The 14363-nt window shown below is 42.2% G+C and carries 14 protein-coding genes; 5 read left to right on the top strand and 9 right to left on the bottom strand.

The window, feature by feature from the left end; genetic code table 11:
* Positions 1-13: 13 nt before the first annotated feature.
* From ACLS0A_RS01285 to ndk, 3 genes are all read left to right on the top strand, one after another.
* On the top strand, positions 14-1222 hold the full coding sequence (locus ACLS0A_RS01285) for a low temperature requirement protein A (protein ID WP_416082092.1): 1209 nt from the start codon (positions 14-16) through the stop codon (positions 1220-1222).
* Between the two features lie 114 nt (positions 1223-1336).
* Positions 1337-2644 (top strand): aminopeptidase PepB, encoded by a 1308-nt coding sequence (pepB, locus tag ACLS0A_RS01280; protein WP_416082091.1) that lies wholly within the window; start codon positions 1337-1339, stop codon positions 2642-2644.
* A gap of 9 nt (positions 2645-2653) precedes the next feature.
* On the top strand, positions 2654-3079 hold the full coding sequence (gene ndk / locus ACLS0A_RS01275; RefSeq protein WP_416082090.1) for a nucleoside-diphosphate kinase: 426 nt from the start codon (positions 2654-2656) through the stop codon (positions 3077-3079).
* A gap of 70 nt (positions 3080-3149) precedes the next feature.
* Here the strand turns inward: ndk and pfkA are convergent, their stop codons facing one another.
* The 5 genes from pfkA to ung all read right to left on the bottom strand — a co-directional run bounded on the left by pfkA (position 3150) and on the right by ung (position 7204).
* Positions 3150-4115: a 6-phosphofructokinase gene (gene pfkA / locus ACLS0A_RS01270; protein WP_103854712.1), complete on the bottom strand. Its 966-nt coding sequence runs from the start codon at positions 4113-4115 to the stop codon at positions 3150-3152.
* A 113-nt stretch (positions 4116-4228) separates the two neighbouring features.
* The gene (locus ACLS0A_RS01265) at positions 4229-5143 is read right to left on the bottom strand and encodes a cation diffusion facilitator family transporter (RefSeq protein WP_416082089.1); all 915 of its coding nucleotides are present in this window, start codon (positions 5141-5143) and stop codon (positions 4229-4231) included.
* Positions 5143-5703, bottom strand: a complete 561-nt coding sequence (locus ACLS0A_RS01260; protein WP_416082134.1) for a hypothetical protein — start codon at positions 5701-5703, stop codon at positions 5143-5145. The genes ACLS0A_RS01265 and ACLS0A_RS01260 overlap by 1 nt, the downstream gene beginning before the upstream one ends.
* A gap of 34 nt (positions 5704-5737) precedes the next feature.
* Positions 5738-6514, bottom strand: coding sequence for a peroxide stress protein YaaA (gene yaaA / locus ACLS0A_RS01255; protein WP_416082088.1), 777 nt, complete (start codon positions 6512-6514; stop codon positions 5738-5740).
* Positions 6515-6535: 21 nt separating this feature from the next.
* Positions 6536-7204 (bottom strand): uracil-DNA glycosylase, encoded by a 669-nt coding sequence (gene ung, locus ACLS0A_RS01250; protein WP_265754984.1) that lies wholly within the window; start codon positions 7202-7204, stop codon positions 6536-6538.
* Positions 7205-7485: 281 nt separating this feature from the next.
* Between ung and grcA the strand changes: the two genes are divergently transcribed.
* Positions 7486-7869: an autonomous glycyl radical cofactor GrcA gene (grcA, locus tag ACLS0A_RS01245; RefSeq protein WP_103854707.1), complete on the top strand. Its 384-nt coding sequence runs from the start codon at positions 7486-7488 to the stop codon at positions 7867-7869.
* 60 nt (positions 7870-7929) lie between these two features.
* Here grcA and ACLS0A_RS01240 read toward each other — a convergent pair whose 3' ends face one another.
* Complete coding sequence (locus ACLS0A_RS01240) at positions 7930-9306, bottom strand: rhodanese-like domain-containing protein (protein WP_416082087.1); 1377 nt, start codon at positions 9304-9306, stop codon at positions 7930-7932.
* A 21-nt stretch (positions 9307-9327) separates the two neighbouring features.
* Positions 9328-10344: a YeeE/YedE family protein gene (locus ACLS0A_RS01235; protein WP_416082086.1), complete on the bottom strand. Its 1017-nt coding sequence runs from the start codon at positions 10342-10344 to the stop codon at positions 9328-9330.
* Between the two features lie 242 nt (positions 10345-10586).
* Between ACLS0A_RS01235 and purA the strand changes: the two genes are divergently transcribed.
* Complete coding sequence (gene purA, locus ACLS0A_RS01230) at positions 10587-11882, top strand: adenylosuccinate synthase (RefSeq protein WP_416082085.1); 1296 nt, start codon at positions 10587-10589, stop codon at positions 11880-11882.
* Between the two features lie 57 nt (positions 11883-11939).
* Here the strand turns inward: purA and pheA are convergent, their stop codons facing one another.
* A complete protein-coding gene (pheA, locus tag ACLS0A_RS01225; protein ID WP_416082084.1) occupies positions 11940-13103 on the bottom strand; it encodes a prephenate dehydratase in 1164 nt (387 codons plus the stop codon).
* Between the two features lie 243 nt (positions 13104-13346).
* The gene (locus ACLS0A_RS01220; protein WP_416082083.1) at positions 13347-14354 is read right to left on the bottom strand and encodes an NAD(P)H-quinone oxidoreductase; all 1008 of its coding nucleotides are present in this window, start codon (positions 14352-14354) and stop codon (positions 13347-13349) included.
* Positions 14355-14363 lie beyond the last annotated feature (9 nt).

Below are 14363 nucleotides of genomic sequence, written 5' to 3'. Positions count from 1 at the left end.
TTCGGAGTATTGAATGATTCATAAATTAATGAAAGCCCGTGATCATCACGAAGTCCATCGTGTTGCCACCACATTAGAGCTTTATTTTGATTTAGTTTTTGTGATCGCCATTGCGGCGACTGCAAGTGGCTTGCATCACGCCCTTGCGGCTCATCATTTCAGTGAAGGCTTAATCCATTTTGCCACTTCATTTTTCTGTGTGTGGTGGGCGTGGATGAACTTTACTTGGTTTGCTTCTGCTTATGACAATGATGATTTTACCTATCGCATCGTAACAATGGTGCAAATGTTCGGTGCGATTATTTTAGCTATCGGCATTAATAATGTATTTGAGCACAACGATTATGTGATGATTTTGATCGGCTACATCGTAATGCGTGTGGCGATGGCATATCAATGGTTTCGTGCTGCAAAAGGTGATCCAGAGCGCCGCACCACCTGCTTACGTTATGCCTTCGGAATTATTTTCGCACAAATTTGTTGGACTATTGTGGCATTAAAATTCCCTTATTTATTCAACACCTTATTCCCATTCTTAGCCTTGCTTGAGCTTTCTGTGCCGGCCTGGGCGGAAAGCGCCAACAAAACCCCTTGGCACCCACATCACATTTCAGAGCGTTACGGCTTATTAGTGATTATCGTTTTGGGCGAAGGGATTTTAGGCGCAACTAACGCCATCACACCATTATTCCACAGCAATGAAGCAATGCTCACCGAAGCATTCCCATTAGGCTTAGGGATTTCAGCGTTAATGTTCTCTCTTTGGTGGCTTTATTTCAAAATGCCTTGGGGCGAATTTTTGCACAGCGATCGCACGTTAAATAATGCCTTAGTCTATGGTTATGGGCATTTATTGATTTTCATCGCGCTCACCGCGTTAGGCTCTGACTTAGAATTATTAGCGGACTCCGTGAAAGAATTTGGCACAATGGCAGAAGTGGTGGAACACGCAAGTTCAAACGCACATTCTGTTTCGCCTTTATTTGCAATGACTGTGTTAAGCATTTGCTCGGCGGTTTATCTCATCACTTTAGCATTCTTGCGTTGGTATTTAGACAAAGACACCAATTACAGCGTGATCGGTTTTGTGCTTGCTATCGCAGCGACTTTCCTTGGCGTACTCTGCGTGTATTTAGGTATGCCGTTGCAATGGTCAATTTGGTTCACCGTGATTGCGCCAATTGCAATGATCTCATTCTATAAAACGAAACCGATTGGTTAAGTTTTACTAACCTTTCCCTTAGCCGAAAAAATGGGCTAGGGGAGATTTAACATTTTGATTTTTCTCACTCTTGTATTAGGATAACGAAACCTAATCTAAATAAGGAAGAGCATTATGTTAATTCACCTTTCAACACAACCTGCCAGCCCAGTTTGGGGCGAAAATGCATTATTGAGTTTTGCAAATGACGAAGGCACGGTTCACCTTAAACAAAATTCCACAAATTCCAACCGCACTTTAATTCAAAAAGCCGCGCGCAAATTGCGTAATCAAGGCATTAAAGAGGTGGAATTAGTGGGCGACAATTGGGATTTAGAAAACTGTTGGGCGTTTTATCAAGGTTTTTATTCTGCAAAACAGGATTATGCCATTGAGTTTCCTCATTTAGATGACGAACCGCAAGCAGAGCTATTTGCCCGTATTCAGTGTGGTGATTTTGTTAGAGAAATCATTAATTTACCTTCCGATGTTATCACACCACAAAAATTAGCTGAACGCGCGGCGCAATTTATTGCAGAGCTTGCAGCGGAATACGCCAATGAAAGTGCGGTGAATTTTGAGATTATTTCTGGCGAAGCCTTATTAGAAAAAAATTATCAAGGCATTTGGAATGTGGGCAAAGCCTCCAACCATAAGCCAGCAATGTTGCAATTAGATTTCAATCCAAGCCAAGATCCAAACGCCCCTGTTTTAGCTTGTTTAGTGGGCAAGGGAATTACCTTTGACAGTGGTGGTTATAGCTTAAAGCCAAGTGATTCAATGTCCACAATGCGCACCGATATGGGCGGCGCAGCCTTAGTTACCGGTGCATTAGGTATGGCTATTGCAGGCGGTTTAAACCAGCGCGTGAAGCTTTATCTTTGCTGCGCAGAAAATATGGTAAGCGCCGAAGCTATGAAGTTGGGCGATATTATCACTTATCGCAATGGCGTAACTGCTGAAGTGTTGAATACAGACGCAGAAGGGCGTTTAGTGCTAGCTGATGGCTTAATTGAAGCGGATAAGCAAAATCCACAATTTATTATTGATTGCGCCACCTTAACGGGCGCGGCAAAAATGGCGGTGGGCAATGATTATCACAGCGTCCTTTCAATGGATAACGAACTCGTTGCAAGCTTGTTTAACGCTGCACAAACGGCTAACGAGCCTTTCTGGCGTCTTCCATTTGAAGAATTTCACCGCGCGCAGATCAGCTCTCAATTTGCCCAAATCGCCAATATCGGCACAGTGCCAGTGGGTGCTGGCGCAAGTACGGCAACAGCATTCTTATCTTACTTCGTGAAAAATTACCAACACCATTGGCTGCATATTGATTGCTCTGCGACTTATCGCAAATCAGCCAGTGATTTATGGGCAACAGGCGCAACAGGCATTGGCGTGCAGACCTTGGCGCATCTTTTACTCAACCAAGCAAATTCATAGGAGGAACGCGTGGAACGGACATTATCCATTATTAAACCTGATGCGGTAGAGCGTAATTTAATTGGCAAAATTCTCAACCGCTTAGAAAGTGAAGGGTTTCGCATCATCGCGATGAAAATGGTGCATTTAACTCAAGAGCAAGCACAAGGGTTTTACGCAGAACATCAAGGAAAGCCATTTTTTGATGATTTGGTGAAATATATGACTTCCGCGCCAGTGGTGGTTTCTGTGCTAGAAAAAGAAAATGCGATAAAAAACTACCGCACTTTAATGGGCAAAACCAACCCAGAAGAAGCCGATGAAGGCACATTGCGCAAAGAATTTGCTTTAAGCAAAACACAAAACTGTGTTCACGGCTCTGATAGCCCAGAAAGTGCAGCCCGTGAAATTGCTTATTTCTTTGCTGGCGAAGAAATTTGCCCAAGAGCAGAGTAATTTCGTGCTTTTTTAAAGCAAAAGAGCCAATAAAAATTGGCTCTTTTTTATAAGCATAAAAAATAGAAAATTAATCCAAACGAGCTGCCATTTTGAGCCAGTCAGCTTTAAATTCACGGCGCATATTATTGATTGCGTCAATAATATCGTGATGAACAAGTTGTTCGTTTTGAATGCCCACGCAGTAACCACCTTTGCCTTGTAAAAGCAGATCTACCGCATAAACACCCATACGAGAAGCTAAAATACGGTCAAAGGCACAAGGTGTACCACCACGTTGGATATGCCCTAAAATGGTTGCGCGAGTTTCGTGTTTTACACGGGCTTCAATTTCTTTGGCTAACTCATTCACATCACAAATATGCTCTGTCATTGCAATGATTGCGTGGCGTTTACCTCTCAAAATACTACGTTCGATTTGTTGAATTAATGCTTCGCGGTCAAATTCTACTTCAGACGCTACGATGTATTCACAGCCACCTGCAATCCCCGCTGAAATGGTTAAGTCGCTACAATGTCTGCCCATTAATTCCACGATTGAAATACGTTGGTGCGAACTTGAGGTATCACGCAAACGGTCAATAGCCGTTACCGCCGTTTCTAATGCGGTTTGATAGCCGATGGTGTAGTCTGTTCCTGCTACATCGTTATCAATCGTGCCGGGGATACCCACACAAGGGAAGCCATGTTCTTCGGTAAGCAATTTTGCCCCCATATAAGAACCGTCCCCACCGATAACAACGAGCGCATCAATACCGTGAGAACGTAAAATTTCCGCACATTTCGCCCGCACTTCTGGTTTTTTAAATTCTGGGAAACGTGCTGAACCAAGGAATGTTCCGCCGCGGTTAATAATATCTGATACGCTATAACGTGTTAATTGTTTGATTTTATTGTGATAAAGCCCGTGATAACCATCATAGATACCATAAACTTCCAAGCCTTCACCTAAGGCTGAACGAACCACGCCACGGATCGCAGCATTCATTCCTGGGGCATCACCACCACTTGTTAATACGGCAATTTTTTTAATCATAATCGTTAATACCTTTATTCAAAGTTAATAATATAAAAACTGTGCGTAGCTTACACTATTCGAGAAATCCGCTCTAGAAAAATTTCGTGAATTCTATCACATTTTGATTTAGGTTAAGTATTTGGCTGTAAGCTATCAGCTTGAGCTTGTTCAATCTGCACCACGCTGGTAGGCTCGTGATGAATTACTATATCGACACGGGGAAAACATTGGCGTAAACGCTGTTCAAGATGATCGGTAATTTGATGCGCCTCTACAAAAGAAAGGTGATCATCAAGCTCCAAATGAAATTGAATAAAACGAATTGCCCCTGAACGGCGTGTACGCAAATCGTGAAAGCCTAAAATATTCGGCTGCGATTGAATCACCTGTTCAATTTGCGCAATTTCTTCTGGCGGCAAGGCTTGGTCGAGCAATAACTGAATAGCATCGTAAAACATTTTTGCCGCATTACATAAAATATATAAGGCAATCAAAATAGCAAAAATTGCATCAGCCCACAGCACGCCCCATAAACTCAAGCCTAAAGAGCATAAAATGGCAATATTCATCAGCAAATCTGTCTGGTAATGCAAGCGATCCGCCTTAATCGCAGGGCTATCGGTTTGCTTGATGATATGGCTTTGATACAGCACCAGAAGCAACGTTGCCACAATGGAAAACAGCGTAACTATAATGCCGAGATAGGTTTGATTTAACGGCTGCGGTGAAGTTAAACGGTAAATCCCTTGTAATAAAAGAAAGATAGCACTGCCAGAAATAAACGCACTTTGAATGAGCGAAGCAAGAGATTCCGCTTTGCCGTGCCCAAAAGAATGGTTGTGATCCGCTGGCATTAGGGCAAAACGCAAGATCAGCATATTCATAAAAGACGCTAATAAGTCCAGCGTAGAATCCGTAATGGACGCAAGCATACTGACGGAATCCGTTTTCCACCACGCAAAACCTTTGATTAAAATTAACAGCAACGCGGTGAAAATGGCACAATTTGCCGCCCGTTTCACCTGTTTAGAATAGACTTCTTGCATTAGGGATTACAGCCCCAAGTGAAATTCCCATTGTTTAATTTCTGCATTTCTTTATCCACAACATATTTCTTCAAATAACGAATTACGCGGTTGTGTTTCATATTCATTAATTTGCGATCTTTGGCAATTTTAACGGAATATTGATATTGCACAAAACCGCAAAATGGAATCTCTTTACCCCGCGCCACGTTCACCTGCCAATCAGGATTTTGTTCAGTCGGATCGTAAATTACAAACGCAAACAGCTCATTTTTTTTACTATAAATATCAAAATGCTCTACGCCAGTATTTCGATAAACCCGTTTGCGCAAGGCAATGCGCTCCTCCAAGGTTCGCTGCTGCCAATTTCTATCTTGCAATAGTTCAATTGCGCTATGCCACTGTTCGGCAGTTTCGCCTTTTGGTACATAAACGTAACGAGCAATAGTGCCTAAATCTTGTTGCGAAGCAAGATAATAGCTTTGCCCACTGTGGTCAATTACCTCAGACACCGCTAATTGCGGTGAAGTGCTACAAGCTGTCAAAATAAGTGCGGTGAGAAAAACGGCAATTTTTTGCACCGCACTTTGGTTTCTTTCAATCCATTGTTTCATTTTATTCACTTAAATCGCGTTTAAACACGAATTCCTTGTCTGTTGATGAAGTGGCATCAAACCAGTAGCCACCGAGATCGAAATCTTTTAATTGTTCCACTTGAGTGAGGCGATTTTGAATGATGTAGCGACACATTAAACCACGTGCTTTTTTCGCATAAAAACTGATCACTTTATATTTGCCATTTTTATTATCCAAAAAGACTGGCTTTACAATATGCGCCTTCAGCTCACTTTCCTTAACGGATTTATAATATTCATCAGAGGCAAGATTGACCAACACATTATCCCCTTGCTGATCCAAAGCTTGTTGCACCGCAGCGGTGATAATATTGCCCCAAAAATGATACAAATCCTTGCCTTTCGGGTTGGCTAATTTTGTTCCCATTTCTAAACGATAAGGCTGCATTAAATCCAAAGGACGTAGCAAACCATATAAGCCCGACAACATTCTCAAGTGCTGCTGGGCGAATAAAATATCATCACGGGATAAATGCGCTGCATCTAAGCCCGTGTAAACATCGCCTTTGAATGCAAAAATCGCAGGGCGCGCGTTTTGTTCATTGTGATCCTGATTCCACTCAGCAAAACGCGCCACATTTAATGCGGCTAATTTATCGCTAATGGACATTAAAGAGGCGACATCGTGTGGCGCAAGCTGACGACAAATCTCAATCAGCTGCTCGCTATATTCCGTTAAATCAGGCTGAGAAACGTCAAATTTTTCCACCGCGCTTTCAAAATCAAGGGTTTTGGCGGGAGAGATAATTGCTAACATAATGAAATCCTTATAAATTCTTTAAAGCGTTAAGGGCAGTTGCCATTCTATCGGCGCTAATTGATGCTGTTGTAAATAAGCGTTCGTTTGCGAAAAATGCTTACAACCGAGAAATCCGCGATGTGCCGATAAGGGTGAAGGGTGCGGCGCAGTTAGCACGCAATGTTTTTGCCTGTCAATAAATTGCCCTTTTTTCTGCGCGTGGCTGCCCCATAAGAGAAAAACAAGATTTTCGCGTTGTTCATTTAAGGCGGAAATCACCCGATCGGTAAAAGTTTCCCAACCAAAGTTTGAATGGGAATGGGCTTTGCCTTGTTCCACGGTTAAAACCGTATTTAACAGCAGCACGCCTTGTTCTGCCCAGCTCACTAAATAACCGTGCTGAGGAATTTGAAAGCCCACATCATTGGCTAATTCTTTATAAATATTGACTAACGAAGGTGGCGGCGCAATACCGGGTTTCACCGAAAAAGATAAACCGTGCGCTTGGTTTGGCCCGTGGTAAGGATCTTGCCCTAAAATCACCACTTTCACTTGATCAAACTCGGTTAATTTGAAGGCATTGAAAATCTCATTGCTCGGCGGATAGACAATTTTGCCTGCCGCTTTTTCACGCTGGACTTGCTGTAAGATTTGCTGAAAATAGGGCTGGCTTTTCTCGCCACCAATCACATCTTTCCACGTTTTCATTTTGTTTTCCTCAGCGTTAAACCTAGGCTAAGATTATAAATAACCTCACCTCAAATTAACAGCCTCTATTCCAATTTAATGTTTAACCAATCTTTATAAAAATGTTAAACAATTGTTAAATTTAAGATGATGAATTTATTTTATTTTTGATATGTATCAATTTCGCTATTTTTGTTTGATAAATTCAATCTGATCCATATCAAAATAATTGAATTGGTCAAATTTTTTGATAAAATTCCTACCAACTTATGATTAATTAACAAACAAATTTAGGAGTTCTTATGATTAAAGGTATCCAAATCACTCAGGCTGCAAATGATAACTTATTGAATTCATTTTGGTTATTAGACAGTGAAAAAGGTGAAGCACGTTGTTTATGTGCAAAAGGTGATTTCGCAGAAGATCAAATCGTAGCAGTAAGCGAACTTGGTCAAATCGAATATCGTGAATTACCAGTAAATGTTGCCCCAACAGTAAAAGTGGAAGGTGGTCAGCACTTAAACGTAAACGTTTTACGCCGTGAAACTTTAGAAGACGCGGTGAAAAACCCTGAAAAATATCCACAATTAACTATCCGTGTTTCTGGTTATGCAGTACGTTTCAACTCATTAACCCCGGAACAACAACGTGATGTAATCACTCGTACTTTCACTGAAAGTTTATAATAAATTATCTCTTATAATGACCAAGGTTCAAAGTTTAAAACTTTGAACCTTTTTATTTTACTAGCTTTTGCAAGAATTCCCTTTCTTCATCACTTTGCCGAAATCATTTTGGCTATCTGGCTTGCTTTGGTTATTGGGTGCGCCTTTTTGTACAGGGTATTTGCTGTCCATTTGCCACGCATTCCAACCGCCGTCATAAATTGCCGTATCTTGCCAACCTGCCAGCTGGGTGATAAACCAAGAAACGCCTGCACGCCAGCCCGTGCCACAATAAAACGCTAATTTATCCCCTTTGTGAATGCCTTGCGTTTGCCATAAGGCAAAGATTTCATTTGGGTTGCGCAAGGTGTTATCTGGATCGTAATAATCCGCTAAGTTGGAAGAATCCGTGCCAGCAAAGCCCCAAATTGCGCCCTGCGGTTCGCCTTTGCCGGGGATATAATCATAGCCGCTGATCTTGCCAGTGTATTCGTCCCACGCTCGGTTACTGATCAGTTTTAAGCCTTGTTTTTGCGCATCGATAACCTGCTGCGGCGTGGCAATATCAATGTGTGGATTGGCAGGAATTTTTGTGCCAAATTGACGTTCAGGCTGCGGAATATTGACCAGCGTTTCCGTTGGTAAACCTGCGTCCACCCAAGTGCCAAGATTGCCGTTTAGCACGCGAACATCTTCCACGCCAGCCCATTTCAACGCCCAGAAAATACGGTATGCGGCGAGCTGGTTGTCGGAATATAAAATCACTGTTTTGTCTTTTGTGATGCCATTTTTTAGCAAGTTCTGCTCAATCACGTCAGGGGAAGACAAATTCCATACGGGATCGTTTTCCACCCAATCCGTATTAAAATGATAAGCGCCCACAATATGCTGGGTGTAAGATTTAGCATTTTCCAAACTGCCCCAAGACACTTCAAACAGCATTACCTTGTCATTGGTTAAGGTTTCTGGTTTTTCGCCTTTTAATGCTGCATTCACCCATTGTGGCGAAACGCTATATTGGAAATTCGCAAAGGATTCTAACGGATAATCCGCATTGGCATAGCTAATAAAATCGTTAAAACGATGAACTTTGTAGCCTTTTGCGGCGAACTCGGCGGTAACGCAATCTAAATTGTCGACATTGCTATCATAAAAAACCAGATTTTTTTCTTTGGTAATCCCCTTCCCTGCGGCAAAGGATTCAAATTTTTCAGGTTGAATATTGCCAATCCAATCACAGCTAAATTGCACTGCCCCTTTGATGTGTCCGCCCCTTGTGGCGTTTTTATCTTTGAAACCGTTATATAAACTGTCTTGCCTTGTATCCACAATAACAAAATCAGGATTCTCAAGCTGCTTGAGCAATTCAGGGGTATCAATCACTTTCACCGTGCGATCATCACAAGCAGACAACGCCACGCTCACAGCGACCGCCAATAAGATGGGTTTCATTTTCATAAGATTTCCTTTTGATTAGAGTTAAACGCCACATTTTGTGGGCTTGATAACAGCAGAAGTGAGCCAACAACCCAGCATAATCATCAAAGTTGCCAGCCAGCCTTGCCAAGAAAAATAGGCGGTGGAAACTAACGCATTGGTTACGGTACAACCACCTGCTAAAGCGGCGCCAATGCCCATTACGACACCGCCCAAAATCCGTTGCAGCACGCCTTTTGGCTCAGGAAAACGCCAATGCAATTCGCCTGCTAATTTAGCGCTTAGCAACGCCCCCACTGGAATGCCTAGCACAAAAAGCGTTCCCCAGTTCCAGTAACGCTGCTGCCCTGTTACCACATATTGCACCACATTAGCAGAAGGCACAGAAATGCCAAAACCAAAATTTCGCCCTGTTTTTGCACTCAACCACCACGCCACAATGCCTAACAATCCGATAGCAACGGCGGTGATAAAAGGGTGCCAAGTGCGGGCAAAAATTTTAGGCAAAATCAACGCGGCACTAGGCTCTTGCGGAAATTGATAACGCGGGTGTTTGATATAGTAATAAAGCAAAAGTGCAGTAATAAAAATTAGCAAAATCACGCAAATCCAAGGGGAAAGATTGAAGGTGAGATAAATATTATCCAACGAGATAGGATTTTCTAACAGGGCATTAATTTGATATTTTAAAATTCCCGATTGCGTGGCCGCCATTGTAAGGGCAAAACTCAGCAACGCCAAATAACTCCCCACTGCCCCTTCAGCACTACGAAACCACGCACCGCTACCACAGCAATTCGCCAAACTCATTCCGATACCAAACAACAATCCCCCTAACAGCGTGGCGAAAATAGGCAACTGGCTTGTAGGAATAGTGATGAGATTAAACTGCACAAGGGTAAAAAATCCCACAGATTGAATCGATATGGCAATAAAAAGTGCGGTCAAAAAACGGATATTTTTTTGTGTATAAAGCGTCCGAAAGCCAGACACAAAACAGAATTGCCCACGTTGTAACAAAAAGCCAAACAATAGGCCGATAAGAAAACCTGAATACATCGATTAAACCTTAATACGATTATTTGGGAAGTGCCTGAATTAAAGCATAGCCTACGAAAATTTTCAATTTATTAAATCTGATTTTCTGTGCGAGATCACAAAAAATTCCCCATTTTTAACCGCACTTTCAATGAGGAAGATCAAAAAGAAAAATAGATTTTCCATTGAGATTACACACATAAAATAGTAAAGTAACCCACTGTTTCTTCATTCATTACAACTCAGCATACAAGGCGGAATCTATGGGAAAAAGTGTTGTTATCTTAGGCGCTCAATGGGGCGATGAAGGTAAGGGGAAAATCGTTGATCTATTAACGGATCGCGTAAAATATGTAGTGCGTTATCAAGGCGGACACAATGCAGGGCATACCCTGATTATTAACGGTGAAAAAACCGTGTTACGTCTGATTCCATCGGGTATTTTGCGTGAAAACGTAACCTGTTTAATCGGTAATGGTGTGGTGCTTTCACCAGAAGCCTTAATGCAAGAAATGGGCGAATTAGAAGGGCGTGGCATTAATGTGCGCGATCGCTTGCTAATTTCAGAAGCCTGTCCGCTAATTTTGCCTTATCACGTTGCAATGGATCACGCCCGTGAAGCTGCATTGGGGAAAAAAGCCATTGGCACAACCGGCCGTGGTATTGGCCCTGCCTATGAAGATAAAGTGGCACGCCGTGGATTGCGTGTTGGCGATCTTTTCGATCTTGAAAGTTTCGCTGAAAAGCTCAAAAATATTTTAGATTACTACAACTTCCAACTTGAACATTATTATAAAGTTGAGCCAGTTGATTACCAAAAAACCTTAGCTGCAATCAAAGAAGTTGCGCCAATTATTACTGGAATGGTTGCTGATGTTAGCGTAATTCTTGATGTAGCGCGCAAAAATGGCGATAACATTCTGTTTGAAGGCGCACAAGGTACAATGCTTGATATTGACCAAGGCACCTACCCTTATGTAACCAGCTCAAATACTACGGCTGGCGGGGTTTCCACAGGCTCTGGCTTTGGCCCACGCCATATTGATTATGTGTTAGGGATTATCAAAGCCTATTGCACCCGTGTTGGTGGTGGCCCATTTGCAACAGAATTATTTGATGAGGTGGGCGCTGAAATTGCACGCAAAGGGAATGAATTTGGCGCAGTAACTGGCCGTCCACGCCGTTGTGGTTGGTTTGATGCCGTGGCAATGCGCCGTGCCATTCAAGTGAATTCCATTTCAGGTTTTTGTATGACTAAACTTGATGTGCTAGATGGTTTTGATGAAATCAAAATCTGTGTTGGTTACAAAATGCCAAATGGTGAAATCGCTGAATTTGCTCCGCTCGCGGCAAAAGATTGGGAAGGTGTTGAGCCTATTTATGAAACCCTCCCTGGTTGGAAAGAAAGCACTTTTGGCGTAACCGATGTGAATAAATTGCCAGAAAACACGCGCAAGTACATTAAACGGATTGAAGAAGTAACGGGTGTACCGGTGGATATTCTTTCAACTGGCCCAGACCGTGTTGAAACAATGATTTTACGCGATCCGTTTGCATAATGGATCACATATAAAAAACTGCGTAATATTTCATTACGCAGTTTTTTCTTATTTCTTCTAAACAACTTCCACAGGCTTGACAATCTCACTTGGATAGCAGCCGAGAATTTTTAGGTAGTTGCTATGTTCTTGTAATTCTTCCAATGCTTGTTGCACCTCTGGGTTATTGATATTGGCATCAATTTCAAGATAGAACATTTCGTCCCACGGCTGACCATAAATCGGGCGGGATTCCAGTTTCGTCATATTAATATTGTGCTTTTTGAACACCAATAAGGCGTCCACCAGTGAGCCTGCTTGGCGTTTATTTGTCGTCATCAATAGCAGGGTTTTAGTGTGAATTTGCGGCGATACCACCACAGGTTCTTTGGCAATCACAATAAACCGAGTAATGTTGTTTTCTTGATTGGCAATATTCGTTTTCAACACGCGTAACCCGTACAAATGCCCGCCATCTTCATTGCCTAGTGCGGCGATGTTCGGCTTATTCAGGCTTGCCACTAACTGCATTGCGTGTGAGCTACTTTCGCAATATTCGATATGTACACGATCAAGGCTGCGAATAAACTGGCTGCATTGCTGGATCACTTGCGGATGGCTGTATAGGGTATCAATTTGGCTTAACTCGCTGTGTTCTGTTGCGAGTACACAATGTTTGATCGGGTATGCCAACTCACCAATGAGCGATAAATCTGTATGCTGCAACAAATCATAGACTTCATTAATTGAACCTGAAGTCGTGTTTTCCAGCGGCAAAATGCCGTAATCCGCCTCGCCATTTTGCACTTTTTCAAACACTTGCTCGAAAGAACTGCAACTCAGCTCAATGAACGGTTTTTGATAACGGGTTGCATAACTGCGTGCCGCAAGATGAGAATAAGATCCGCGTTTGCCTAAGAAAGCAATATGGCTATTTTGCTCACGCTGTTCATTGAGTTTCTTTTGCAAATAGGCTTGCTGAGTCAGCACAGAATCTTCAATAATTTTCTGGAAAATTTGCGTGATATATTGTGGATCAAGCTGATAATTTTCATTTTCAGAATATTGAATAAGTTCTTGTAATAACTGCTGTTCACGCTCAACATCACGCAAGGCTTTTTGTGTGATTTCCTTGCTACGCACCACATCATAAGCCAAACGATGACGCTCCGAAAGCAGTTTTAATAAACTGCGGTCAATTTGGGTGATTTGTTGTCGAATCTCGGATAAATCTAATGCCATTTTATTATCTCATTTATTTGAAATTGGGTTAGGATAAACAAGATTGCTAGTGAGATCAAATGAATGTGCGTGTTTCTTTTTCTTTCGACTAATTTAAACTGGGAATGTGGTTGAGAGTCATTTTAAAGTGCGGTGGAAATTTTTTGAGTTTTTAAAATTCCTTAAAAAATCACCGCACTTTATTGTTTGGCTAATTACCCATTTATCGCAAAGAAAACCAATAAGCCTAAAAAATAAATCTCCCTATTCTTCTTTATCAAACCTCAACATCACTTTGCCAATATGCATGCCTTTATCCATTTCTTGATGTGCTTGTTGCACATTTTTAAAATCAAAGGCTTGATGAATAATTGGCTTGGCGATTTGTTCGTTTTCTAATTTATTCCATACATTTTGTTTTAGCGATTGGGCAATTTCCGCTTTTTCAGCTTTTGTGCGACTACGCATTGTTGACCCCGTGATATGAGCGCGTTTTAAGGCGATTTGCAATAAATCCACATCTTGTGCCACTGTCCCGCCCATAAAGCCGATTAAAAACAATCTGCCATTTTGCTTTAAGCAAGCTAAATTGCGTTGGAAATAGCTCGCCCCCACCACATCTAAAATCGCGTCAATTCCGCCCGCACTTTGAATAACTTCAGTGAAATCTTGCGTTTTATAGTCAATCGCAATCGCGCCATATTGTTCAACAACAGCACATTTTTCCGCATTACCTACGGTGGCATAGGTTTTAATGCCTACACTTTGTGCAATCGCGAGTGCTGTTAGCCCAATGCCACTTGTTCCGCCGTGAACCAATAGGCTCTCCCCTGCTTTAACCTGTTGTTGCATAAATAAGTTTACCCAAACGGTAAACAGCGTTTCGGGCAGTGCGGCAGCTTCTAGCAACGAATAATTTTTAGGAACTGGCAAGGCTTGGCTAGCTGGCACAAGGCAATATTCGGCATAAGCACCGCCGTCCGTTAAAGCGCAAACTTTATCGCCTAGCTGAAATTCACTCACGCCTTCACCAACCGCAACCACTGTGCCCGAAAGCTCCAAACCCATAATTGGCGTAACGCCCTTAGGCATTGGATACAGCCCTTGGCGCTGCATAATATCAGGGCGATTTACCCCTGCGTAAGCCACTTTAACCAGCAGCTCACCTGCTTGCGGTGTGGGAATGGCGGCTTGTTCTATAAATAACACATCGGGTGCGCCCGCTTCTCGCATATTAATTTGTTGCATTGTGTGTGGTGTTGTTTGTGGCATTTTATTTTC

Source organism: Avibacterium volantium, from assembly GCF_049366555.1.
Lineage (GTDB): Bacteria > Pseudomonadota > Gammaproteobacteria > Enterobacterales > Pasteurellaceae > Avibacterium > Avibacterium volantium_A.
This window is presented reverse-complemented; position numbering and strand designations above follow the sequence as displayed.

Coding starts and splice junctions, on each gene's coding strand:
- pheA (WP_416082084.1), bottom strand. CDS start 13,103: ATGGCATTAGATTTATCCGAGATTCGACAACAAATCACCCAAATTGAC.
- yaaA (WP_416082088.1), bottom strand. CDS start 6,514: ATGTTAGCAATTATCTCTCCCGCCAAAACCCTTGATTTTGAAAGCGCG.
- ACLS0A_RS01265 (WP_416082089.1), bottom strand. CDS start 5,143: ATGCAAGAAGTCTATTCTAAACAGGTGAAACGGGCGGCAAATTGTGCC.
- pfkA (WP_103854712.1), bottom strand. CDS start 4,115: ATGATTAAAAAAATTGCCGTATTAACAAGTGGTGGTGATGCCCCAGGA.
- ACLS0A_RS01285 (WP_416082092.1), top strand. CDS start 14: ATGATTCATAAATTAATGAAAGCCCGTGATCATCACGAAGTCCATCGT.
- purA (WP_416082085.1), top strand. CDS start 10,587: ATGGGAAAAAGTGTTGTTATCTTAGGCGCTCAATGGGGCGATGAAGGT.
- ACLS0A_RS01240 (WP_416082087.1), bottom strand. CDS start 9,306: ATGAAAATGAAACCCATCTTATTGGCGGTCGCTGTGAGCGTGGCGTTG.
- ACLS0A_RS01235 (WP_416082086.1), bottom strand. CDS start 10,344: ATGTATTCAGGTTTTCTTATCGGCCTATTGTTTGGCTTTTTGTTACAA.
- grcA (WP_103854707.1), top strand. CDS start 7,486: ATGATTAAAGGTATCCAAATCACTCAGGCTGCAAATGATAACTTATTG.
- pepB (WP_416082091.1), top strand. CDS start 1,337: ATGTTAATTCACCTTTCAACACAACCTGCCAGCCCAGTTTGGGGCGAA.
- ung (WP_265754984.1), bottom strand. CDS start 7,204: ATGAAAACGTGGAAAGATGTGATTGGTGGCGAGAAAAGCCAGCCCTAT.
- ACLS0A_RS01220 (WP_416082083.1), bottom strand. CDS start 14,354: ATGCCACAAACAACACCACACACAATGCAACAAATTAATATGCGAGAA.